At 68.2% G+C, this 22,562-nt stretch carries 18 protein-coding genes; 10 read left to right on the top strand and 8 right to left on the bottom strand.

Features of this window, described 5'->3' with window-relative positions; translation table 11 throughout:
* Positions 1-4: 4 nt before the first annotated feature.
* The 5 genes from pyrR to gshB form a co-directional block, all read right to left on the bottom strand.
* Positions 5-517: a bifunctional pyr operon transcriptional regulator/uracil phosphoribosyltransferase PyrR gene (gene pyrR, locus LT948_RS12305; protein ID WP_003084574.1), complete on the bottom strand. Its 513-nt coding sequence runs from the start codon at positions 515-517 to the stop codon at positions 5-7.
* A 111-nt stretch (positions 518-628) separates the two neighbouring features.
* A complete protein-coding gene (ruvX, locus tag LT948_RS12310) occupies positions 629-1,063 on the bottom strand; it encodes a Holliday junction resolvase RuvX (RefSeq protein ID WP_003084575.1) in 435 nt (144 codons plus the stop codon).
* Complete coding sequence (locus tag LT948_RS12315) at positions 1,063-1,632, bottom strand: YqgE/AlgH family protein (RefSeq protein ID WP_003084577.1); 570 nt, start codon at positions 1,630-1,632, stop codon at positions 1,063-1,065. Before LT948_RS12315 ends, ruvX begins: the two co-directional genes overlap by 1 nt.
* A gap of 48 nt (positions 1,633-1,680) precedes the next feature.
* A complete protein-coding gene (locus LT948_RS12320) occupies positions 1,681-2,574 on the bottom strand; it encodes a TonB family protein (protein ID WP_003084580.1) in 894 nt (297 codons plus the stop codon).
* A 146-nt stretch (positions 2,575-2,720) separates the two neighbouring features.
* Entirely contained in the window at positions 2,721-3,674 is a 954-nt protein-coding gene (gene gshB / locus LT948_RS12325) for a glutathione synthase (protein WP_073657364.1), read from the bottom strand.
* A 254-nt stretch (positions 3,675-3,928) separates the two neighbouring features.
* On the opposite strand from gshB, the gene pilG reads away from it, so the two are divergent.
* From pilG to LT948_RS12375, 10 genes are all read left to right on the top strand, one after another.
* A complete protein-coding gene (gene pilG / locus LT948_RS12330) occupies positions 3,929-4,336 on the top strand; it encodes a twitching motility response regulator PilG (RefSeq protein WP_003084583.1) in 408 nt (135 codons plus the stop codon).
* Positions 4,337-4,382: 46 nt separating this feature from the next.
* Positions 4,383-4,748 (top strand): twitching motility response regulator PilH, encoded by a 366-nt coding sequence (gene pilH, locus LT948_RS12335; protein WP_003084587.1) that lies wholly within the window; start codon positions 4,383-4,385, stop codon positions 4,746-4,748.
* A gap of 50 nt (positions 4,749-4,798) precedes the next feature.
* On the top strand, positions 4,799-5,335 hold the full coding sequence (locus LT948_RS12340) for a chemotaxis protein CheW (RefSeq protein WP_003084590.1): 537 nt from the start codon (positions 4,799-4,801) through the stop codon (positions 5,333-5,335).
* An 84-nt stretch (positions 5,336-5,419) separates the two neighbouring features.
* Positions 5,420-7,468 carry a chemotaxis chemoreceptor PilJ gene (gene pilJ / locus LT948_RS12345; RefSeq protein ID WP_003084592.1) on the top strand — a complete coding sequence of 683 codons (2,049 nt, stop codon included), beginning with the start codon at positions 5,420-5,422 and terminating at the stop codon, positions 7,466-7,468.
* Between the two features lie 60 nt (positions 7,469-7,528).
* Positions 7,529-8,404: a type 4 fimbrial methyltransferase PilK gene (gene pilK, locus LT948_RS12350; RefSeq protein WP_003084594.1), complete on the top strand. Its 876-nt coding sequence runs from the start codon at positions 7,529-7,531 to the stop codon at positions 8,402-8,404.
* Between the two features lie 11 nt (positions 8,405-8,415).
* Positions 8,416-15,846 (top strand): chemotaxis signal transduction system protein ChpA, encoded by a 7,431-nt coding sequence (chpA, locus tag LT948_RS12355; RefSeq protein ID WP_073657363.1) that lies wholly within the window; start codon positions 8,416-8,418, stop codon positions 15,844-15,846.
* Entirely contained in the window at positions 15,839-16,870 is a 1,032-nt protein-coding gene (locus LT948_RS12360; RefSeq protein WP_003084598.1) for a chemotaxis protein CheB, read from the top strand. Before chpA ends, LT948_RS12360 begins: the two co-directional genes overlap by 8 nt.
* Positions 16,867-17,373, top strand: coding sequence for a chemotaxis protein CheW (locus LT948_RS12365; RefSeq protein ID WP_003084602.1), 507 nt, complete (start codon positions 16,867-16,869; stop codon positions 17,371-17,373). Before LT948_RS12360 ends, LT948_RS12365 begins: the two co-directional genes overlap by 4 nt.
* Positions 17,374-17,380: 7 nt before the next feature.
* Positions 17,381-18,175: an AraC family transcriptional regulator gene (locus LT948_RS12370; RefSeq protein ID WP_003128976.1), complete on the top strand. Its 795-nt coding sequence runs from the start codon at positions 17,381-17,383 to the stop codon at positions 18,173-18,175.
* A gap of 75 nt (positions 18,176-18,250) precedes the next feature.
* Positions 18,251-18,862, top strand: coding sequence for a LysE family translocator (locus tag LT948_RS12375; RefSeq protein WP_003111540.1), 612 nt, complete (start codon positions 18,251-18,253; stop codon positions 18,860-18,862).
* A gap of 7 nt (positions 18,863-18,869) precedes the next feature.
* Here LT948_RS12375 and LT948_RS12380 read toward each other — a convergent pair whose 3' ends face one another.
* The 3 genes from LT948_RS12380 to LT948_RS12390 all read right to left on the bottom strand — a co-directional run bounded on the left by LT948_RS12380 (position 18,870) and on the right by LT948_RS12390 (position 22,538).
* Complete coding sequence (locus tag LT948_RS12380) at positions 18,870-20,285, bottom strand: hypothetical protein (RefSeq protein ID WP_033938508.1); 1,416 nt, start codon at positions 20,283-20,285, stop codon at positions 18,870-18,872.
* A 34-nt stretch (positions 20,286-20,319) separates the two neighbouring features.
* On the bottom strand, positions 20,320-21,042 hold the full coding sequence (locus LT948_RS12385; RefSeq protein ID WP_015502226.1) for a 16S rRNA (uracil(1498)-N(3))-methyltransferase: 723 nt from the start codon (positions 21,040-21,042) through the stop codon (positions 20,320-20,322).
* A 92-nt stretch (positions 21,043-21,134) separates the two neighbouring features.
* Complete coding sequence (locus tag LT948_RS12390) at positions 21,135-22,538, bottom strand: adenosylmethionine--8-amino-7-oxononanoate transaminase (protein ID WP_003117900.1); 1,404 nt, start codon at positions 22,536-22,538, stop codon at positions 21,135-21,137.
* Positions 22,539-22,562 lie beyond the last annotated feature (24 nt).

Here is a 22,562-nt window from a genome sequence, read left to right on the forward strand (position 1 = left end):
AGGATCAGGAAGCGGAGGAAAGGACCTTGCGCTCGAGGGCGAGCGGTGCGGGACCGACCAATTTTACCCGTTCATCGCGACCCAGGGACAGGGTCTGGCCGACCACGTCGGGGCGGATAGGCAACTCCCGGGCGTTCAGGTCGAGCAGGCAGACCAGGGTCACGCTGGCCGGACGGCCGTAGTCGAACAGTTCGTTGAGCGCGGCGCGGATGGTGCGGCCGCTCATCAGCACGTCGTCCACCAGTACCAGGTGCTGGCCGTCGATCTCGAACGGCAGCGCCGACGGGCGGACCTGCGGATGCAGGCCGTTCTGGGTGAAGTCGTCGCGGTAGAAGGAGACGTCGAGGGTGCCCAGCGGCTCTTGGTTGCCCAGTTCCCTCAGCAGCGCCTCGGCGACCCAGATGCCGCCGGTATGGATGCCGACGAAGCGCGGCCGCTCGATGCCGCGCTCGGCGAGATGGGCGCGCAGGTCGCTGGCCATGCGCGGCAGGAGTTCGGCGGGATTGGGTAGGCTCATGGTGGCTCCTCGCTGACATCGATGGGATGGCCGCCGGGAGAGCCCGCTGTAGGGAGGCGCCCGCGGTGGCGAAAGCATAATGGCAACCGGCGGCGTGCCGGCTGCCATGGGTCAATCCGGGTGTTCGGCCAGCCAGCCTTCCAGCAGCAGGGCGGCGGCCAGGGCGTCCACCGGTCGCTCGCGGTAGCCGTCGCGCTGGCCCTGGGCCAGGCGCTCGCCCTTGGCGGCATAGGTCGTGAGGCGTTCGTCGTGGGTAAAGACCGGCAGGTTGAAACGGCCGTTGAGGCGGCGGCCGAACTTTTCCGCGCGCTCGCTCATCTCGCTTGGGCTGCCGTCCATGTTCAGCGGCAGGCCGACGACGATGGCGTCCGGCTGCCATTCCTTGATCAGCGCTTCCACCCGGTTCCAGTCCGGCACGCCGTTCTGCGCCTTCAATACGCACAGCTCGCGGGCCTGGCCGGTCACCGCCTGGCCGACGGCGACGCCGATCTGCCGGGTGCCGTAGTCGAAGCCCAGCAGCAGGCGCAGCGGCTTGTCGCTGGCCATCAGGCGTGACCGGCCTGGGCGGTGAGCAGGCTGAGGTTGACGCCCAGGCGCGCGGCGGCGGCGCTGAGGCGCTCCTCGGCCGGCAGGTCGAAGAGGATCGCCGGGTCCGCCGGGCAGGTCAGCCAGGCGTTGTCGCTCAGCTCGGCCTCCAGCTGGCCGGCTTCCCAGCCGGCATAGCCGAGGCTGATCAGGCTCTTTTCCGGGCCGGTGCCGGCGGCGATGGCGAACAGCACGTCCTGCGAGGTGGACATCGCCAGCTCGCCCAGTTCCAGGGTCGACTGGTAGCTCAGGCCGCTGGGATGGAGGACGAAGCCGCGGTCGGTCTGCACCGGGCCGCCGTTGTAGATGTCGATGTGCTGGCAGCGCGCCGGCGGCAGGGCGTCCGGCTTGAGCTGTTCGAGGACTTCCGCCAGGTTGAGGCCGCTGGGACGGTTGATCACCAGGCCCATGGCGCCCTGCTCGTTGTGTTCGACCAGGTAGGTCACGGTCTGGGCGAAATTGGGGTCGGCCATGTGCGGCATGGCGATCAGGAAATGATGCTTGAGGTAGGTTGGGCTGCTCTGTTTCATGGCCGCTAGTGTCCTGCTTCGGACGCGAGAAAGCCAGCCTTGCCGGCGCTACTTGCTGGACAGCCGGTCGCCGCGTTCGAAGCGCCAGGTACGGATGATCTCCAGCCGGTCGATGTCGGCCAGGTCGCCGCTGAACGGCGCATAGGGCGCGGCCAGGCGGACGATGCGCTGGGCGGCCTGGTCGAGGATCGGCTCGCCGGAAGACTCCAGCACCTGCACCTCGTAGATGGTGCCGTCGCGGTTGATCGACACCAGCAGCCGCAGGCTGCCGTAGAGCTTCTGCCGGCGGGCCTCGTCGGGGTAGTTGAGGTTGCCGATGCGTTCGATCTTCTTGCGCCAGTCTTCCTTGTACCAGGCGCCCTTGTCGCGCATGGTCGAGGCGGCGCTCAGGCGGTGGATGCGCGGGCGCTTGGCGTAGGCCTGCTGCTCCTTGGCCAGGTCGGCCTCGAGGCTGGCGATTTCCGCCGACAGCTGGGTTGAGTCGAAATGCGGCGCCGGCTTGGCGACCTGCTCGGCCTTCTGTGCCTGGGTCTTGCTCGGTGCCTTCTGCTGGCGCTGGCGGGTGGTGGTCACCGCGGCCTTGGGCGCCTCTTCGCTCCTGGCCTGCTTCGGCGTAGCCGGCGGCGCGACTTTCTTCACCTGGTTGTCCTGGAACGGCGCGACCTCGGTGGTCTTCGGCGCGGCCTTGTGCTCCAGGGTTCCGCTGCCCTGCTGGTTCATCTGCGCGAGGTAGTCGGCCTTCTCCGGCGCCTTGTCGCTCTTGAAGGTGGCCAGGGTGATTTCCAGGGTCTTGCTGATCTGGCTCGGCGCGGGCATGGAGAAGCCCACCCCGAGGATGAAGGCGACGTGCAGGATGGCTGCGATGAACAGGGTGAAGCCCAAACGGTCCGCCGGGCGGACGCCGGCAGCGGCGGAGGGGGACTTGAGGACGGCGGCGTTCATTGCGGATCGTGGTGGCTGGCGTGGGGCGAAGTCTGCCGATGGGGGGCGGAAAAGTCTATGACGCACTCCGCGCCTTGGACACGCGGTCGCTCGCCGTGGCGCATCGGCCGGGCCGAGGCGGGCGGACCGAGGCCCGCCCGCGCGATTCAGCGGGCAGCCAGCTGGGCGGCGATGGCGTCCATCAGCTTGTCGCCGATTCGGGTGTCGAAGGCCTGGTCGATCTCGCGGATGCAGGTCGGGCTGGTGACATTGATTTCCGTCAGATAATTGCCGATCACGTCGAGGCCGACGAACAGCAGGCCGCGCTCGCGCAGGTACGGGCCGACCTCGGCGGCGATCCAGCGGTCGCGCTCGCTCAGCGGCTGGGCCACGCCGCGGCCGCCGGCGGCGAGGTTGCCGCGGGTCTCGCCCTGGGCGGGGATGCGCGCCAGGCAGTAGGGCACCGGTTCGCCGTCGATCATCAGGATGCGTTTGTCGCCGTCCTTGATTTCCGGCAGATAGCGCTGCGCCATGATCTGCTGGCTGCCATGCTGGGTGAGGGTCTCGAGGATCACCGAGAGGTTCGGGTCGCCTTCGCGGTGACGAAATATCGACGAACCGCCCATTCCGTCCAGGGGTTTGAGAATGATGTCACGATGCTCGGCGGCAAACTCGCGCAGAATATCGGATCGCCGGCTGACCATCGTCGGCGGAGTGCACTGGGTGAACTGCGTGGCGAAGAACTTCTCGTTGCAGTCGCGCAGGCTCTGCGGCCGGTTCACCACCAGGGCGCCGGCACGCTCGGCCTGTTCCAGCAGGTAGGTCGAATAGACGAATTCGTTATCGAAGGGCGGGTCCTTGCGCATCAGGATCACGTCCAGTTCGTGCAGCGGTTGGTCGCTTTCCGCTTCCAGTTCGAACCAGCGGGAGGCATCGTTGAAGACCTTCAGCGGGCGCATGCGTCCACGCGCGACGCCGGCCTTCTGGTAGAGGTCCTGCTGTTCCATGTAGAACAGCGACCAGCCGCGGGCCTGGGCAGCCAGCAGCATGGCGAGCGAGCTGTCCTTCTTGAAGTTGATGCGCGCGATGGGGTCCATGACGATCCCGAGGCGTACGCTCATGGGAATTCCTCCGAAAGGGGGTGGGTTGTCCGGTCGCGGCGGGGAGGCCGCGTGGCAAGCGGGTTTGACGCTCAGGTTGGCGCCCCGTTTGCGCTTGGTCAAGGAAAAAGCCGGCCTGTTCCGGGCATTATGGATAGAGTTGCGTCGAGTGTGCTAAAAAGGCCCGCGATTGGGTCGCAGCCCGTCGGTGACAGGGCGTTAGCGCACTGAAGAAAACACAGAAGAATGATTCACCGAGTCGATATAGGGCGAACATGGAACAGCAATCCGACGGTTTGAAAGTGATGGTGATCGACGATTCGAAAACGATTCGTCGCACCGCCGAAACACTGCTGAAAAAGGTCGGTTGCGACGTGATCACGGCAATCGACGGCTTCGATGCCCTGGCGAAGATCGCCGATACCCATCCGAACATCATTTTCGTCGACATCATGATGCCGCGCCTGGATGGCTATCAGACCTGCGCCCTGATCAAGAACAACAGCGCGTTCAAGTCCACCCCGGTGATCATGCTGTCCTCCAAGGACGGCCTGTTCGACAAGGCCAAGGGGCGCATCGTCGGCTCCGACCAGTACCTCACCAAGCCGTTCAGCAAGGAAGAGCTGCTGGGCGCGATCAAGGCACACGTACCCAGCTTCACCCCGGTGGACGCCGTTTCCTGATATCCGGCCGCATGGCCGTTGATGCTTATTTCGTGATGGGGATCCCATGGCTCGTATTTTGATTGTTGATGACTCTCCGACCGAGATGTACAAGCTGACCGCCATGCTGGAAAAGCATGGTCACCAGGTACTCAAGGCCGAGAACGGCGGCGACGGCGTCGCCCTGGCCCGCCAGGAAAAGCCCGACGTGGTCCTGATGGACATCGTCATGCCCGGCCTCAACGGCTTCCAGGCGACCCGTCAATTGACCAAGGACGCCGAGACCAGCGCCATCCCGGTGATCATCGTCACCACCAAGGACCAGGAGACCGACAAGGTCTGGGGCAAGCGCCAGGGCGCTCGCGACTACCTGACCAAGCCGGTGGACGAAGAGACCCTGCTGAAAACCATCAATGCGGTGCTGGCGGGCTGAGCCCGTCGCAGCGCATCGCTCACCCTGACCCCGGAAAGACCAGGCCCCGCATGTCGGACGTTCAGACCCCCTTCCAGCTCCTCGTCGACATCGATCAGCGCTGCCGACGCCTGGCCGCCGGCCTGCCGGCCCAGCAGGAGGCGGTGCAGAGCTGGAGCGGGATCGGCTTCCGCATGGGCGGGCGGTTCTTCGTCGCCCCCATGGGGGAGGTCGGCGAAGTCCTGCACGAACCGCGCTACACCCAGCTGCCGGGCGTGAAGACCTGGGTCAAGGGGGTGGCCAACGTACGTGGCCGCCTGCTGCCGATCATGGACCTCTGCGGTTTCCTCGGCACCGAACTGTCGCCCTTGCGCAAGCAGCGGCGGGTGCTGGTGGTGGAGCACCTGGACGTGTTCGCCGGCCTCATCGTCGATGAGGTGTTCGGCATGCAGCACTTCCCGGTGGACACCTTCAGCGAACAGCTGCCGCCACTAGAAGCGGCACTGCAACCCTTCATTCATGGCGTCTTCCATCGAGAGCAGCCGTGGCTGGTGTTCAGCCCGCATGCGCTGGCGCAACACCAGGGCTTCCTCGACGTCGCCGTATAAACAGCTTCACCGGTTGGGCCGGTCTGCCGGCCCGTGTCGTGACATGGAAATCGTAATCGTGGTCGGTCCGGGCGGGGGCCAAATATGAAGAAAATCAACGCAGGCAATCTTTTCGCGGGCATGCGCAGCAGCTCGGTGATCGCGGGGCTGTTCATCGTCCTCATCGTCTCGATCGTGTTGCTGTTCGCCAACTTTGCCTACCTCAACACCCAGTCGAACCATGACAAGCAGTACATCGGCCATGCCGGCGAACTGCGCGTCCTGTCGCAGCGGATCGCGAAGAACGCCACCGAAGCGGCGGCGGGCAAGGGCGAGGCGTTCAAGCTCCTGAAGGATGCGCGCAACGACTTCGAGAAACGCTGGAACATCCTGGTCAACGGCGACGAGAGCACATCCCTGCCGCCCAGCCCCGAAGCGGTGAAGCCGCAGATGGACGTGGTGCAGCAGGACTGGGACGGCCTGCGCAAGAACGCCGACTCCATCCTCGCCAGCGAACAGACCGTACTGTCCCTGCACCAGGTGGCCTCGACCCTCGCCGAAACCATCCCGCAGCTGCAGGTGGAATACGAAGAGGTGGTCGACATCCTGCTGGAGAACGGTGCCCCGGCCGACCAGGTCGCGGTCGCCCAGCGCCAGTCGCTGCTCGCCGAACGTATCCTCGGCTCGGTGAACAAGGTGCTGGCCGGCGACGAGAACTCGGTGCAGGCCGCCGACAGCTTCGGCCGCGACGCCAGCCTGTTCGGCCGCGTACTGAAGGGCATGCAGGAAGGCAACGCGGCGATGAGCATCTCCAAGGTGACCAACGCCGAGGCGGTGGATCGCCTGAACGAGATCGCCGAACTCTTCGAGTTCGTCTCCGGTTCGGTGGACGAGATCCTCGAGACCTCGCCCGACCTGTTCCAGGTCCGGGAAGCGGCGAACAACATCTTCAGCGTTTCGCAGACCCTGCTGGACAAAGCCTCGCAACTGGCCGACGGCTTCGAGAACCTGGCCGGCGGGCGTAGCATCAACCTGTTCGCCGGTTACGTCCTCGGCGCCCTGGCCCTGGCCTCGATCATCCTGATCGGCCTGGTGATGGTGCGCGAGACCAACCGCCGGCTGGCCGAGACCGCTGAGAAGAACGACCGCAACCAGGCCGCGATCCTGCGTCTGCTCGACGAGATCGCCGACCTCGCGGACGGCGACCTGACCGTGGCCGCGACCGTGACCGAGGACTTCACCGGCGCCATCGCCGACTCGATCAACTACTCCATCGACCAGCTCCGCGAACTGGTGGAGACCATCAACCAGACCGCCGTGCAGGTGGCCGCAGCGGCCCAGGAAACCCAGTCCACCGCGATGCACCTGGCCGAAGCCTCCGAGCACCAGGCGCAGGAAATCGCCGGCGCCTCGGCGGCGATCAACGAAATGGCGGTGTCGATCGACCAGGTATCGGCGAACGCCTCGGAATCCTCGGCGGTAGCGGAACGTTCGGTAGCCATTGCCAACAAGGGCAACGAGGTGGTGCACAACACCATCACCGGCATGGACAACATCCGCGAGCAGATCCAGGACACCTCGAAGCGAATCAAGCGCCTCGGCGAATCGTCCCAGGAGATCGGCGACATCGTCAGCCTGATCAACGACATCGCCGACCAGACCAACATCCTCGCCCTGAACGCCGCGATCCAGGCGTCGATGGCTGGGGACGCGGGCCGCGGCTTCGCCGTGGTAGCGGACGAGGTACAGCGACTGGCGGAACGTTCCTCGGCGGCGACCAAGCAGATCGAGGCGCTGGTGAAGACCATCCAGACCGACACCAACGAAGCGGTGATCTCGATGGAGCAGACCACCTCCGAGGTGGTCCGCGGCGCGCGCCTGGCCCAGGACGCCGGTGTGGCCCTGGAGGAGATCGAGAAGGTATCCAAGACCCTCGCGGCACTGATCCAGAACATCTCCAACGCCGCCCGTCAGCAGGCATCGTCGGCCGGCCACATTTCCAACACCATGAACGTCATTCAGGAGATCACCTCGCAGACCTCCGCCGGTACCACCGCCACCGCGCGGAGCATCGGCAACCTGGCGAAGATGGCGAGCGAGATGCGCAACTCGGTATCCGGCTTCAAACTGCCGGAGGGCGTGGAGCAGGCCTGAGCATAGGCGCGGCGGCCGCCTGGCGGGCGCCGCGTCGACACCTTGGACGAGGGGCACGGCATGCAGGCGAACGGCGTCTGGTCACTGCAGCCGCTGGCCGATATGTCGGCAGCGGAGTTCCGCGACTGGCAGGTCCTGTTGGAGAACCGCACCGGCGTGGTGCTCAACGAGCAGCGCCGGACGTTCCTGCAGGCCAGCCTGACCGCGCGCATGCGTGAACTGGGCATCGGCGACTACCACAGCTACTACCGCCAAGTGACCGACGGTCCGCGTGGCGCAGTGGAGTGGGCGACCCTGCTGGACCGCCTGACCGTCCAGGAAACCCGTTTTTTCCGTCATCCCCCGTCTTTCGAGCTGCTCGAGCGCTACCTGGGCGAGCGCCTGCGCCGCGAAGGCATGCCGCGGCCCTGGGCCCTGTGGAGCGTCGGCTGCTCCAGCGGCGAGGAACCCTACTCGCTGGCGATGTGCGCCGCGCAGGCGTTGCGCGGGCAGGAACGGGAAGATTTTTTCGGCGTCACCGGGACGGATATCAGCCTTCACGCCCTGCAGCGGGCGCGGCAGGCGAACTATCCGGCCCGCAAGCTGGAGCAACTGGAGGCCGGACTGGTCGAACGCTATTGCGAACGCCAGGCCGACGGCAGCTTCAGCGTGAAAACGATACTGACCGAGCGCGTCTGCTGCGCCCGGCTGAATGTGCTGGACCTGGCGAAGGCGCCCTGGTCCGGCATGGACGTGATTTTTTGTCAGAACCTGCTGATCTACTTCCGTCGCTGGCGACGGCGCGAGATCCTCAACCGGTTGGCCGAACGGCTGGCGCCGGGAGGCTTGCTGGTGATCGGGGTCGGCGAAGTGGTCGACTGGAGCCATCCGGAGCTCGAGCCGGTCGCCGACGAGCGGGTCCTGGCCTTTACCCGTAAGGGGTACTCAGGCACATGAATGGAGTGGCTATGGGTGACCGGCACGACTACGTCGCTCTGGAATGGGTGAAAGGCGAGATCGCCGAAACCCTGAAACAGGCGCGCCAGGCGCTGGAAGCGTTCGTCGAGAACCCGCAGGACCCGACCCGCATGCGGTTCTGCCTGACCTACGTGCACCAGGTGCAGGGCACCCTGCAGATGGTCGAGTTCTACGGCGCGGCCCTGCTCGCCGAGGAAATGGAGCAGTTGGTCCAGGCCTTGCTGGACGGTCGCGTGCCGAACCAGGGCGAGGCCCTGGAAGTGCTGATGCAGGCGATCCTGCAACTGCCGGTCTACCTCGACCGGATCCAGACCGCCCGGCGCGACCTGCCGATGGTGGTCCTGCCGCTGCTCAACGACCTGCGCGCCGCGCGCGGCGAGAAGCTGCTCTCGGAAACCAGCCTGTTCGCGCCCGACCTGTCGCAGCGCCAGCCGCAACTGGACGGCGAGGCCATCGCGCAACTGCGCACCGACGAACTCGGCGGCTTGCTGCGCAAGCTGCGCCAGACCCAGCAGATGGCCCTGGTCGGCCTGCTGCGCAACCAGGACGTGGCGACCAGCCTCGGCTACCTGGCGCGTGTCTATGCGCGCCTGGAGGGCCTGTGCCGCGAGGCACCGCTGGGGCCGCTGTGGAGCATCGCTTCCGGCCTGGTCGAGGGCCTGGCCAACGGTAGCGTGGTCAACAGCGCCTCGGTGCGCACCCTGCTGCGCCAGCTCGACCGCGAACTCAAGCGCCTGGTCGAGCAGGGCGCCGACGGCCTGAACCAGGCCGCGCCGGACGAGCTGGTGAAGAACCTGCTGTTCTACGTGGCCAAGGCGCCTTCGCAGTCGCCGCGAATCCGCGCACTGAAGGAACAGTACCGCCTCGACGAGGCGCTGCCCGACCACGAGACGGTGGATGCCGAGCGCGCCCGCCTCGCCGGACCCGACCGCGACGCGATGCGTTCGGTGGTCGGTGCGTTGTGCGAGGAACTGGTGCGGATCAAGGACAGCCTCGACCTGTTCGTGCGCAGCGACCGTGGCCACCCCTCGGAACTGGACGCCCTCCTGGCGCCGCTCAAGCAGATCGCCGATACCCTGGCGGTACTCGGCTTCGGCCAACCGCGCAAGGTAATCCTCGACCAGTTGGACGTCATCCACGCCCTGGCCCAGGGCCGCCGCGAGCCGAGCGACGCGATCCTGATGGACGTCGCCGGCGCGTTGCTCTACGTCGAGGCCACCCTGGCCGGCATGGCCGGTCCCGGCGACGAGCGCAACAGCGAGGAAAGCCGCCTGCCCACCACCGATGTGGCGCAAATCCACCAGTTGGTGATCAAGGAAGCGCGCAACGGTCTGGAGCAGGCCAAGGACGCGATCATCGAGTTCATCGCCTCGCAGTGGAACCACGAGCACCTGGCCCGCGTGCCGGAGCTGCTGACCCAAGTCCGCGGCGGCCTGGCGATGATCCCGCTGGAGCGCGCCGCGACCCTGCTGGAAACCTGCAACCGCTATATCCAGGAACAGCTGCTGGCGCGCAAGGCGGTGCCGGACTGGCAGAGCCTGGATACCCTGGCCGATGCCATCACCAGCGTCGAGTATTACCTGGAGCGCCTGAGCGAGGACCATGCCAGCCAGAGCGACCTGATCCTCGACGTCGCCGAGGACAGCCTGGCGAACCTCGGCTATACGCTGAAACCGAATTCGTCGGCCCCGGCCGAGCCCGGCCTGTCCGGGCCCGCTGCCATCGAGTCCCCGGCTGCCGAGCCGGTGAGGCCGGAGGCGGTCGTCGAGGTCGCCGAGACAGCGGAGCAACCGCCCGCCGACACGGCTCCTGCCGAGGCGGCGAGGGAAGATGCCCCGCTGCTGGCCAGCGACGACAACTGGACCCTTGGCGAAGTCGCGCCCGACGCCGGCGAGCCGTCCCTCGACCTGGCCCTGGACCTGCCGCTGGACGATTCCGCCGAAGTGCCGCCGGCGTTGCCGGAGGTGGTCGAGGAGAGCGGCCAGCCGCAGTCGACCCCGGCGCCTGCCCGCAGCTTGGACGATTTCAGCCTCGACGAGATCGATCTCTCCGGCCTCGACCTGCCCGCCGATGCGGCCCCGGCCTCCGGGCCGGCGGCCCTGGCGGACTGGTCGCTGCCGGAGCAGTGGGGGCTCGGCGATGACCTGGCGCAGCCGGCGCAGGCCGACGAGACGTTGGATCTGAGCCTGGAGGAGCCGGCGCTGTCCTTCGACGCACCGCTGGAAAGCCTCGAGCCGTTGCCGGCGCTGGAGCCTTTCGACGGCTCCGCTGAACAGGAGCTGGTTCTCGATGCGCTCGATCCGCTGCCGCTGGATGTAGCCTTGCCGGAGGTGGAGGGCGAGGTGTCCGCCTGGGAGGGCTCGAGCCTGGAGGAACTGGATCTTTCCGACCTCGATCTCCCCGAGGTGCAATTGCCCGAGGCCGAGGCGCCGCCTGCCGCCGAGGCGCTCGCCAGCGCAGCGCCGGCCCTGTCTCTGGCCGAGGTGATGGCTGCGCCGGTGCAGCCGATCAACCCGCCGGCGCAGAACGTTCCGGTCAGCCTGCTGCCGCCGCCGGCCGACGAGGAGCCGGTGGACGAGGAACTGCGCGAGGTCTTCATCGAGGAGGCCGGCGAGGTCCTGGAGACCATCGGCCGCTACCTGCCGGCCTGGAAAGCCGACCACGACGACCGCGACGCGCTGACCGAGGTACGCCGTGCCTTCCATACCCTCAAGGGCAGCGGACGGATGGTCCGTGCCCTGGTGATCGGCGAACTGGCCTGGTCGATAGAGAACCTGTTCAACCGCGTGCTCGATCGCAGCATCGCCGCCAGCGAGCCGGTGCAGCGAGTGGTGGACCAGGTCGTGGCCCTGTTGCCGGAGCTGGTCGAGGAGTTCGCCGCCAATGCCCAGCGCCAGCGCGACGATGTCGACCTGCTGGCGGCCACCGCGCATGCCCTGGCCAAGGGCGAGCCGCTGCCGGAACCGCCGGCGCCGGACGACGGCGGAGTACCGCCGGAGGCCGGGGCGGAGCAGCCGCCGAGCCTGGAGAACGGCGTCCAGGCGCCGCCATTGGCCGACGCGCCGCAGGCCGCTGCCGAGGCGCAGAGCGACGTCGAACTGCTCGATCCGCAACTGCTGGAGATCTTCACCAACGAGGCGGAGACCCATCTCGAGGCCCTGGTCGGCTTCCTCGCCGACTGCGCCCGCGAACTGCCGCAGCCGGTCACCGATGCCTTGCAGCGTGCCCTGCATACCCTCAAGGGCAGCGCGCACATGGCCGGCATCCTGCCGATCGCGGAGATCGCCACGCCGCTGGAAAAACTGGTCAAGGAATACAAGTCCAACCTGCTCGCCTTCGACCTGCGCGAAGCCGAGTTGCTGCACGACGCCGAGCAACTGTTCCGCATCGGCCTGGAACAGGTCGGTGCGCACCGGCCGTTGAACCCGATCCCCGGCAGCGATGCGCTGCTGGAGCGTATCGAGGCACTGCACCAGGAGCGCATCGCCTCGCTCGAGGCCGAGCGCTACAGCGATGCCGGCGAGCGCCGCGATCCGTTGCTGATCGAGGCGTTCCTCGTCGAAGGCATGGACATCCTGCTGGACGCCGAGGACTTGCTCGAGCGCTGGCACGAGCATCCGCAGGAGCGCCAGGAGCTGAGCGCGCTGCGCGAGGAACTCAGCGCTCTGGACCAGGGCGCCCGGCATGCCGAGCTGCCGCAGGTGGAAGAACTCTGCCAGGCCTTGCTGGCGCTCTACGATGCCGTCGAGGAAGGCCGCCTGGCGGTCAGCCCGGCGTTCTTCGAGGAAGCCCGCCAGGCCCATGAGGCGCTGATCGGGATGATGGACCAGGTCGCCGCCGGCCTGCAGGTCACGCCGCGTCCGGAGCGGGTCGCGGCCCTGCAGGAACTGTTGGAAGCGCCCGCCGCCGAGGCCGTTCCGTTCATCGACCCGGAGAGCCTCGGCGCCGACGATTTCCCCCCGGAAGACGAAGAGCTGGCCCTCCCCGAGGCGGTCTTCGAAGAGGCCGGGACGCCTGCCGAGGAGACCGTACCGGCAGCGCCTGCACCGGCTCCCGGCCGCGAGCTGGACGAGGAAATGGTGTCGATCTTCCTCGAAGAGGCGGTGGACATCCTCGAAAGCGCCGGCCAGGCACTGGCCCAATGGCAGGCCGAGCCGGGCGCGCTGTCTTCGCTCAGCGCCCTGCAGCGCGACCTGCACACCCTCAAGGGCGGCGCACGAATGGCCGAGATCGCCGAGATCGGCGACCTGGCCCACGAGCTGGAGGCCCTCTACGAAGGACTGGTCGACCGCCGTTACCAGCACTCCCCGCAACTGGCCGGATTGCTGCAAGCCTGTCACGACCGCCTGGCCGAACAGCTCGACCAGTTGAGCGCCGGCCAGCCCCTGGCCGACCCGCACGACCTTATCCAGGCGATCCGCCGGTTCCGCCAGGGCCCTCTGGCCGAGGCCGCGACACCGGGCGAGGCGGAAAGCCCCGTCGAGGAACTCGTTGCACCGGCCGTCGAGGTGCCCGCCGCGCCTGCCGCGACGCAGCCGCCCGCTGCGGAGGCGTTCGAAGAGCGCGATCCCGAACTGGTGGAGATCTTCCTCGAGGAAGGCTTCGATATCCTCGACAGCGCTGCCGCCGCGTTGCAGCGCTGGATCGACGACGTCGACAACACCATCGAACTGGAAGCCTTGCAGCGCGACCTGCATACCCTCAAGGGCGGTGCGCGGATGGCCGAGATCGGCGAGATCGGCGACCTCGCCCATGAGCTTGAATTCCTCTACGAAGGCCTCTGCGGCGGACGCCTGCGCGCCAGCCCGGCCTTGTTCGGCCTGCTGCAGCGCTGCCACGACGAGCTGGCCGAGATGCTCGAGGCGGTGCGTGGCCATCGCACGCTGCCCGACGGGCAGGCGCTGATCGCGGAGATCAGGCGCCTGCGCAGCGATCCCGACGAGCAACTGAGCGTACCCACCAGCGTCAGCCTCAAGCCGCTGGCGGCGAAGGGTGCGGCGGCCGACGAGAGCGAGATCCTCGACATCTTCCTCGAGGAAGCCGACGACCTGCTGGAGAACCTCGAACTGGCGCTCGGCCGCTGGGACGGCGGCAACGGCGACGCCCAGCCGCTGGACGACCTGCTGCGGATCCTGCACACCCTCAAGGGCGGCGCGCGCCTGGCCGGGCAGACCGAGCTGGGCAACCTGGCCCACGACCTCGAGCAGCATCTCACCGATGCGCAGCAACAGGGCGCGCCGTGGCCGGACAGCCTGCTGCTGGATGCGCAGTCGGGGCTGGAAGGCCTGCAGCGGCAGGTCGACCTGTTGCGCGAGCGGCTGGCCGAGGACGACGAGGCCGGTGAACGGCCCGAGCCCGCCCAGGCGCTGGTCCAGGCCGACGATACCGACCGCGCGGTGGCCTCCGCGCTGGCCGAGCTGACCCGCCTGGCCCCGGCGGCCGGCGCGATCATGGCGGCCGAGGCGGCGCCTCCGGCTGCCCCGGCCACCACCCTGCCGTTCGTGCGCAAGGCCCAGGAGGCGGCCCAGGAGGCCGCTTCCCGGCGTGCCCCGCAGGAACTGGTGAAGGTGCCGGCGGAACTGCTGGAGAACCTGGTCAACCTGGCGGGCGAGACCTCGATTTTCCGCGGCCGGGTCGAGCAGCAGGTGAGCGACGTCGGCTTCACCCTCGGCGAGATGGAGTCCACCATCGAGCGGGTGCGCGACCAGTTGCGCCGCCTCGACACCGAGACCCAGGCGCAGATCCTCTCGCGTCACCAGGCCGATGCCGAACGCGCCGGCTACGAAGAATTCGACCCGCTGGAAATGGACCGCTATTCGCAGTTGCAGCAGCTCTCGCGCGCACTCTTCGAATCGGCCTCCGACCTTCTCGACCTGAAGGAAACCCTGGCGGCGAAGAACCGCGACGCGGAGACCCTGCTGCTGCAACAGGCGCGGGTCAACACCGAACTCCAGGAAGGCCTGATGCGCACCCGCATGGTGCCGTTCGATCGGCTGGTACCGCGTTTGCGGCGGATCGTCCGGCAGGTGGCCGGCGAGCTTGGCAAGCAGGTCGAGTTCGTGGTCGGCAACGCCGACGGCGAGATGGATCGTACCGTTCTCGAACGCATCGTCGCGCCGCTGGAGCACATGCTGCGCAACGCAGTGGACCACGGCATCGAGTCCGGCGAGACGCGCCGCGCGGCGGGCAAGCCGGAGCACGGTACGATCCGCCTGAACATCGGCCGCGAGGGCGGCGACATCCTCCTCACCCTCTCCGACGACGGCGCCGGCATCCGCCTCGACGCGGTACGGCGCAAGGCCATCGAGCGTGGCCTGATGAGCGCCGACAGCGACCTCAGCGATCATGAAGTGCTGCAGTTCGTGCTCGAGTCCGGTTTCTCCACCGCCGAAAAGGTCACCCAGATCTCCGGGCGCGGCGTCGGCCTCGACGTGGCCAACTCCGAGGTCAAGCAGCTCGGCGGCTCGGTGAGCATCCAGACCGAGCCGGGCCAGGGCACCCGCTTCAACGTGCGGCTGCCGTTCACCGTGTCGGTGAACCGGGCGCTGATGGTGCTATCCGGCGAGGATCTCTACGCGGTGCCGCTGAACACCATCGAGGGCATCGTGCGGGTTTCGCCCTACGAACTGGAGGCGCTCTACGACCAGCGCGGCGAGGCGGGGCTGGATACGCCCAGCTTCGAATACGCCGGGCAGTCCTACGAACTGAAGTACCTCGGCGAGCTGCTGAACAACGGCCAGGAACCCAAGCTGGTCGGCCAGTCGCTGCCCTTGCCGGTGATCCTGGTGCGCTCCTCGGAGCATGCGGTGGCGGTGCAGGTCGACTCGCTGGCCGGTTCCCGCGAGATCGTGGTGAAGAGCCTCGGTCCGCAGTTCGCCGGGGTCGCCGGGATTTCCGGGGCGACCCTGCTCGGCGATGGCCGGGTGGTGGTGATCCTCGACCTGCTGGCGACCATCCGCTCCCGGCACGCGCTGCTCGGCCAGGAAAACCGTCGCGAACGCCTGGCGCTGCGCCAGGAAATGGCGGCGAGCGAAAGCGAGCAGCAGCGGCCGCCGCTGGTCATGGTGGTGGACGACTCGGTCACCGTGCGCAAGGTCACCACCCGCCTGCTGGAGCGCAACGGCATGAACGTGCTGACCGCGAAGGACGGCGTGGACGCCATCGCCCAGCTCCAGGAGCACCGTCCGGACATCCTCCTGCTGGACATCGAGATGCCGCGCATGGACGGTTTCGAGGTCGCCACCCTGGTGCGCCACGACGAGCGCCTGGGCAACCTGCCGATCATCATGATCACCTCGCGGACCGGCGAGAAACACCGCGAGCGCGCGCTGGGCATCGGCGTCAACCAGTACCTCGGCAAGCCTTACCAGGAAACCGAGCTGCTCGAAGCCATCCAGTCCCTGGTCGGCCAGCATGAGTGAGCGCGCCACGCCACGGGTCGCGGTGATCGCCGACACCTCGTTGCAGCGCCACGTGTTGCAACAGGCGCTGCTCGGCCATGGCTACGAGGTGGTGCTCAACGCCGACCCAGCCAGGGTCGACGACGCCGCGCTGGAGTGCGCGCCCGACCTGTGGCTGGTGGACCTGACCCAGCAGGACGACTCGCCGCTGCTGGACAGCCTGCTGGAGCAGGACCGTGCGCCGGTGCTGTTCGGCGAGGGCCACGCGCCGGAGCGGCATACCGAACATTACCCGCGCTGGGAGCGGCGGCTGATCGGCAAGCTGAAGCGCTTGATCGGCGACCCCAGCGATGGCGTTGGCGACAGCCTCGGCGCATTGCTCGACGAGGAGCGTCCGCCGCGCCTGGAGATTCCCGGCGACCTCGCGGCGATGCCGCTGCAGGCCGGCGAAGCGGCCCGCGAGGTGTGGCTGCTGGCGGCCTCGCTCGGCGGCCCGGCGGCGGTGAAGGCATTTCTCGACGCCTTGCCCGGCGGCCTGCCGATCGGCTTCCTCTATGCCCAGCACATCGACGCCAGCTTCGAGCAGAACCTGCCGCAGGCAGTCGGCCGGCACAGCCAGTGGCATGTGAAGAACGTCCGCGACGGTGAAGCGCTGCGTTGCGGCGAGGTCATGGTGGTGCCGGTGCTGCACGAACTCGGTTTCCACCACGATGGGCGACTGAAATGCAGCCAGCGTCCCTGGCCGGAACCCTACACCCCGTCCATCGACCAGATGATGCTCAACCTGGCCCAGCAGTTCGGGCCCGACTGCGGGGTGATCGTCTTCAGCGGCATGGGTAGCGACGGCAGCGCCGCTGCCGCCTACGTGCGGCGCCAGGGTGGCGAGGTATGGACCCAGCGCGCCGACAGTTGCGTCTGTTCGAGCATGCCGGACAGCTTGCGCGAAGCCGGTTACAGCAGTTTCAATGCCAGCCCCCGCGAACTGGCCGAGGCATTGGTCAAGCATCTGGCCGCACGCTGCGCGCCGACAGGAGTCGAAACATGAACCAGGCCGTGATCGAGCAGGATGGCATGAGCCGGAACACCCCAGCCAACCCGACCCCGGACAGCCTCACCGGGCTGCTCCTGCCGCTGAGCGACCGCACCCTGCTGTTGCCCAACGTCGCCGTGGCCGAACTGATCGCCTATCGCAACCCGCAGGTCGCCGCCGGCGTGCCGCAGTGGTACCTGGGCCAGGTGGCCTGGCGCGACCTGCGCCTGCCGCTGCTGTCCTTCGAGGCGGCCTCCAGCGGCGAACAGCAGCCGGTACTCGGCAGCAGCGCGCGGGTGGTGGTCATCAACGCCCTCGGCGGACGACCCCATGTGAAATTCCTCGCCCTGCTGGTGCAGGGCATTCCGCGCTCGGTGCGGCTGGACGCCAATCTCGCGAGCACCGCCGCGCCGCTGGCGGCGCTGGAACTGGCGGCGGTGGACATCGGCGGCGAAACCGCGCGGATTCCGGACCTGGCCGGGCTCGAAGAGAAGCTCGCCGACGCCGGCCTGATCTGAGCCGTCCATGGCCGGCCTGCAGCACGCGCGGATCGGCGCCTCCCTCGAGGTCGCCAGCGCCAGCCTGGCCGGGCACCGCTTCGAGAAGCACAGCCACGACGAGTTCGTCATCAGCGCCAACCTCTGCGGATTGGAAGATGTCTGGCTGGATGGCCGTACCTTCCAGGCCGACAGCGGCGACCTGACCCTCTACAACCCGGGGCAGATCCAGGGCGGCGGCGTCCGCGACGGCCAGCCCTGGCGCTTCGCCAGCCTCTATCTGCCTGCCGCCGAACTGGCGAGCAGCCTGGATCTTTCCTCCGTCGAGTTCGACCGCCCGCTGCTGCGCAATCCGGCGCTGGGCCGCGAGTTGGCCGCCAGCATCGAAGCCTTGCTGGCCAGCGACCGCTTCGCCCGCGAACGGGGCGAGGAGCGCCTGCTGGAGTTCCTCGGCCGCCTGCTGGCGGCGAGCGGTACCCGCCTGCCGCAGAGGGCCGATCCTGGGCGCCCGGCTGTCGCCCGCCTGCAGGCGCTGCTCGCCGAGCGCCTGGCCGAGCCGCCGGACCTGGATGGGATGGCGGAGCAGGTGGGCCTGTCGAAATACCACCTGCTGCGGGCGTTCAAGAAGGCCACCGGGCTCAGCCCGCGCCAGTGGAGCATGCAACTGCGCACCCGCCGCGCCCTCGGCCTGTTGCGCCGTGGCCTGGCGGTGGGCGAGGTGGCCCACGCCCTGGGCTTCGCCGACCAGAGCCACCTGACCCGTTACTTCACCAGCGCCTACGGCATTTCGCCGGGCCGCTACCAGCGCGCCGTGCGCGGCTGAACTGCGCAATCCGGTTCAAGTCGGCGCCGCCGCCGGCCGGGATAATCCGACGACCCACCACGGAGTCGTCGTTCCATGCTCGCCATCTTCCTCGCCGCCCTGCTGTTCGGTTTCGCCTTCAATGTTTCCCCTGGCGCGGTGTTCAGCGAAACGCTGCGCCGTGGTTTGACCGGCGGCTTCCGCCCGGCGTTGCTGGTGCAACTGGGGTCGCTGATCGGCGATGCCGTCTGGGCCCTGCTCGGGCTCACCGGGCTGGCGCTGCTGCTGGGCTACGAACAGGTGCGGATTCCCCTGACCCTGGCCTGTGCCGCCTACCTGGCCTGGCTCGGCGTGCAAGGCTTGCGCGACGCCTGGCGTCCGCCGCTGGCGGCGGAGGATGCCGGCGAGCAGGGGCGCAACGCCTTCGGCGCCGGCGCGGCGATCTCCCTGTCCAACCCGAAGAACGTGGTCTATTGGGGCGCCCTCGGCAGCGCCCTGGCGGGGATCGTCGACGGCACGCCGAACCAGGCGCAGTCGCTGGTGTTCTTCGCCGGTTTCATGCTCTCATCGCTGATCTGGTGCTTTTGCTGCGCGGCGCTGGTGGACTGGCTGCGGCGCAACACCTCGCTGTTCTGGCACCGCGTCAGCTACGCCGGTTGCGGCGTGCTCCTGCTCGGCCTGGCAGGACTGGCGCTGCGCGGGCTGTAGCCGCGCCTCAGGCCGGCGCCAGGCGCCGCCGCAGCAGGCGTTGGCGCAGGCTTTCGAACCTGCCGAGGTCGACATGCCGGGCATGGTCGCCGACGACGATCCGGCCGTCGGGCAGCTCCGCCCAGTGCTGTAGTCCGCCCTCCAGGTCCAGTTCGCCGTAGCGGATGCGCAGCGCCCGGCCGGATTCGAGGTGCCAGAGCTGGGCGAGGTCCCGCGAGCGATGCGGTTCCAGCCACGGCGCCAGGAGCAGCCAGCCTCCGTCCAGGGCCTGGAGCTTCAGGTAGGGACCTTCGGCCAGGCCGTCCAGCGAGTGGCTGCGGATCTCGCCGCTGTCGAGCCGGCCTTCGCAGAGCGTTTCACGCTCCAGCCAGACGATGGTCCCGGGCGCCGCCGAGGTCGGTTGCGCCGGATCGGCGGGCAGATCCTTGCCGACGGGGAACGGCAGGGGCTGGATGCGTGCCTCGCGCCATTCGAAGAACTGCCCGCGGGAGAGCAGGCAGACGCGCTGGTCCGGAGTGGTGAAGACCGCCGACGGATTCTCGATGGAGCGCCGCGCTTGCGGCACCTCGAAGAGCAACCGCGGTTCGTCGTTGCCCTGGGCGAAGCCCGGATAGAGGAAGAACAGGCCGCGGTCGGCCAGGAGCAGGTCGTCCCCGGCCAGGCCGATGGCAAGTTCCGGGGTGCGGCGTTGGCGCAACGACTGCGCCGGCGGCAGCGGCAAGGGCGGTAGTTCGGGCGTCAACGAGGCGAGGTCGCGGGAGCGATGCAGCCAGGCGTAGGGGCTTCCCGAACGGGTCATCCTGACCCAGGCGTGCAGGCCGTCCGCCGAACTGGCCCGGCAGAGCAACGCGCCCTGGGTTTCCTCCGCACCATCGGGCAGGCGTTGCAGCCTGGGCCATTGGCGCAGGTCCAGCAGGTTGCGGCTGTCCTCGCCCGGCAGGCGGGCGATGGCCAGGCCGGGCGCCAGGTGCTCGGCGTGTTCGAGGCAGATGTAGGCCGAAGCCGGCGCCAGGCCGGCCGGCGCGGCGGCGGGGAGGGCCGCCCGGGCGCCCTCGGGGGCGTTTTCCTGGCGCAGCGTGCGGGCGTTGTGGCCCTGCGCTGCGAGTGCATCGAGGAGGCGCTGGCTGTGGGGGGCGCCGACCACGTACAGGTTCAGGCTGTCGTCTTCGTCCAGGCGTTCCACCAACGCCAGTCCCAGGGATTCCAGCTCCTGGCCGAGGGCTGGCAGGAAATCCTCGGGAAGGTCGTCGCGCAGGCGCTCCAGCAGCGTCTCCAGTGCGGCGGAGGCCAACTGCGGGAAGCGTCCGGCATAGTCTCGGCGGAGTACGCCGAGCACGTCGGGCAGGCGGATCTTCCAATCGAAGGTAACGGGCGTGTCCATGCGTGCGATCCGTTGCGAAGTGGGTTGCGCAACGGTATTCACTGGCTGTCGCCGTTGTAAAGCGGCGGGAGGGATATCAGGCGAAGTCGCCCCAGAGTTGCTGGGCCACCGCCAACGCTACCACCGGCGCGGTCTCGGTGCGCAGCACTCGCGGGCCGAGGCGCGCGGAGTGGAAACCGGCCGCCTGCGCTTGCTCCACCTCGGCATCGCTCAGGCCGCCTTCGGGGCCCACCAGGAAGGCCAGGCGCGACGGCGGCGCATGGCTGGCCAGGGGGGCGGCTACTGGGTGCAGGACCAGCCTGAGGTCATCGTCCCGCCCGCGCAGCCAGTCCTCCAGGGCCAGCGGCGAATGGATCAGCGGCAGGCTCGAACGGCCGCACTGCTCGCAGGCGCTGATCGCCACCTGGCGCCAGTGTTGCAGGCGCTTGTCGGCGCGCTCGTCCTTCAGGCGCACTTCGCAACGCTCGCTGACGATCGGGGTGATTTCCGCCACCCCCAGCTCGGTGGCCTTCTGGATCGCCCAGTCCATCCGCTCGCCGCGCGACAGGCCTTGCCCCAGGTGGATACGCAGGGGCGAGTCGGGCTGGCCGGCGAACTGCTCGCGGAGTTCGACGCGGACATTCTTCTTGCCGACCTCGACCAGCTCGCCGAGGTATTCCCGGCCGCTGCCGTCGAACAGTTGCACGGCGTCGCCCGTGGCGTGCCGCAGCACGCGGCCGATGTAGTGGGCCTGGGTCTCGGGCAGGTCGTGCTGGCCGAGGGCGAGGGGCTGGTCGACGAAGAAGCGGGACAGGCGCATGGCGATTCGAGGGTAGTGGCGACAGGCGCGCAGTTTACTGCCTGCCGCGGGGCGCTGGAACCGGCCCCCTCGGGACGAAGGGGCGGCGACGTTCAGCCCGGATCGCGGTGGTCCGGGTGGAAGTCGCTGACCGCCACGCTGACCGCGTCGCGGGTGGCGATGTCGATGCCTTCGCTGGCCACCTCGGCGAGGAAGTCGATCTGCTCCGGGGTAATCACGTAGGGCGGCAGGAAATACACCACGCTGCCCAGCGGGCGCAGCAGCGCGCCGCGCTCCAGGCCATGCTGGAAGACCTTCAGGCCGCGGCGCTCCTGCCAGGGGTAGGGCGTCCTGGACGCCTTGTCCTGGACCATTTCGATGGCCAGGACCATCCCGGTCTGGCGCACCTCGGCGACATGCGGGTGGTCGGCCAGGTGCGCGGTGGCCCTGGCCATGTGGGTGGACAGCGCGCGGTTGGCCTCGATCACCTTGTCTTCCTCGAAGATGTCCAGGGTCGCCAGGGCGGCGGCGCAGGCCAGCGGGTTGCCGGTATAGGTGTGCGAGTGGAGGAAGGCGCGCAGGGTCTGGTAGTCGTCGTAGAAGCCCCGATAGACGGTCTCGCTGGTCAGCACCGCGGACATCGGCAGGTAGCCGCCGGTGAGGGCCTTGGACAGGCAGAGGAAATCCGGGGCGATGCCGGCCTGCTCGCAGGCGAACATCGTCCCGGTGCGGCCGAAGCCCACCGCGATCTCGTCGTGGATCAGGTGCACGCCATAGCGGTCGCAGGCTTCGCGCAGCAGCTTGAGGTAGACCGGATGGTACATGCGCATGCCGCCGGCGCCCTGGATCAGCGGTTCGACGATGACCGCGGCGATCTCGTCGTGCCCTTCGGCCAGGGTGCGCTCCATGTGGGCGAACATGTTCCGCGAATGTTCTTCCCAGCACATGCCGTCCGGACGCAGGAAGCAGTCCGGGCTGGGCACCTTGATGGTGTCCAGCAGCAGCGACTTGTAGGTTTCGGTGAACAGCGCCACGTCGCCCACCGACATCGCGGCGATGGTTTCGCCGTGGTAGCTGTTGGTCAGGGTGACGAAGCGCTTCTTGCGCGGCCTGCCGCTATTGAGCCAGAAGTGGTAGCTCATCTTCAGCGCGACCTCGATGCCCGCCGAGCCGCTGTCGGCGTAGAACACCCGGTCGAGCCCCGGCGGGGTGATCTTCACCAGTCGCTCCGACAGCTCGATCACCGGCTGGTGGCTGAATCCGGCGAGGATCACGTGCTCCAACTGGTCGACCTGGTCCTTGATGCGCTGGTTGATGCGCGGGTTGGCGTGGCCGAACACATTGACCCACCAGGAACTGACCGCGTCGATGTAGCGCTTGCCTTCGAAATCCTCCAGCCAGACGCCTTCGCCGCGGCGGATCGGGATCACCGGCAGGCGTTCGTGGTCTTTCATCTGGGTACAGGGATGCCAGAGTACGTTCAGGTCGCGCTGCATCCAGTCGGCGTTAAGGCCCATGGGCTGTCTCCTCGGATCGATCGG

The sequence above is a fragment of the Pseudomonas sp. CP-1 genome (assembly GCF_021213715.1).
GTDB lineage: Bacteria > Pseudomonadota > Gammaproteobacteria > Pseudomonadales > Pseudomonadaceae > Pseudomonas > Pseudomonas aeruginosa.

Coding starts and splice junctions, on each gene's coding strand:
- pyrR (WP_003084574.1), bottom strand. CDS start 517: ATGAGCCTACCCAATCCCGCCGAACTCCTGCCGCGCATGGCCAGCGAC.
- ruvX (WP_003084575.1), bottom strand. CDS start 1,063: ATGGCCAGCGACAAGCCGCTGCGCCTGCTGCTGGGCTTCGACTACGGC.
- LT948_RS12315 (WP_003084577.1), bottom strand. CDS start 1,632: ATGAAACAGAGCAGCCCAACCTACCTCAAGCATCATTTCCTGATCGCC.
- LT948_RS12320 (WP_003084580.1), bottom strand. CDS start 2,574: ATGAACGCCGCCGTCCTCAAGTCCCCCTCCGCCGCTGCCGGCGTCCGC.
- gshB (WP_073657364.1), bottom strand. CDS start 3,674: ATGAGCGTACGCCTCGGGATCGTCATGGACCCCATCGCGCGCATCAAC.
- pilG (WP_003084583.1), top strand. CDS start 3,929: ATGGAACAGCAATCCGACGGTTTGAAAGTGATGGTGATCGACGATTCG.
- pilH (WP_003084587.1), top strand. CDS start 4,383: ATGGCTCGTATTTTGATTGTTGATGACTCTCCGACCGAGATGTACAAG.
- LT948_RS12340 (WP_003084590.1), top strand. CDS start 4,799: ATGTCGGACGTTCAGACCCCCTTCCAGCTCCTCGTCGACATCGATCAG.
- pilJ (WP_003084592.1), top strand. CDS start 5,420: ATGAAGAAAATCAACGCAGGCAATCTTTTCGCGGGCATGCGCAGCAGC.
- pilK (WP_003084594.1), top strand. CDS start 7,529: ATGCAGGCGAACGGCGTCTGGTCACTGCAGCCGCTGGCCGATATGTCG.
- chpA (WP_073657363.1), top strand. CDS start 8,416: ATGGGTGACCGGCACGACTACGTCGCTCTGGAATGGGTGAAAGGCGAG.
- LT948_RS12360 (WP_003084598.1), top strand. CDS start 15,839: ATGAGTGAGCGCGCCACGCCACGGGTCGCGGTGATCGCCGACACCTCG.
- LT948_RS12365 (WP_003084602.1), top strand. CDS start 16,867: ATGAACCAGGCCGTGATCGAGCAGGATGGCATGAGCCGGAACACCCCA.
- LT948_RS12370 (WP_003128976.1), top strand. CDS start 17,381: ATGGCCGGCCTGCAGCACGCGCGGATCGGCGCCTCCCTCGAGGTCGCC.
- LT948_RS12375 (WP_003111540.1), top strand. CDS start 18,251: ATGCTCGCCATCTTCCTCGCCGCCCTGCTGTTCGGTTTCGCCTTCAAT.
- LT948_RS12385 (WP_015502226.1), bottom strand. CDS start 21,042: ATGCGCCTGTCCCGCTTCTTCGTCGACCAGCCCCTCGCCCTCGGCCAG.
- LT948_RS12390 (WP_003117900.1), bottom strand. CDS start 22,538: ATGGGCCTTAACGCCGACTGGATGCAGCGCGACCTGAACGTACTCTGG.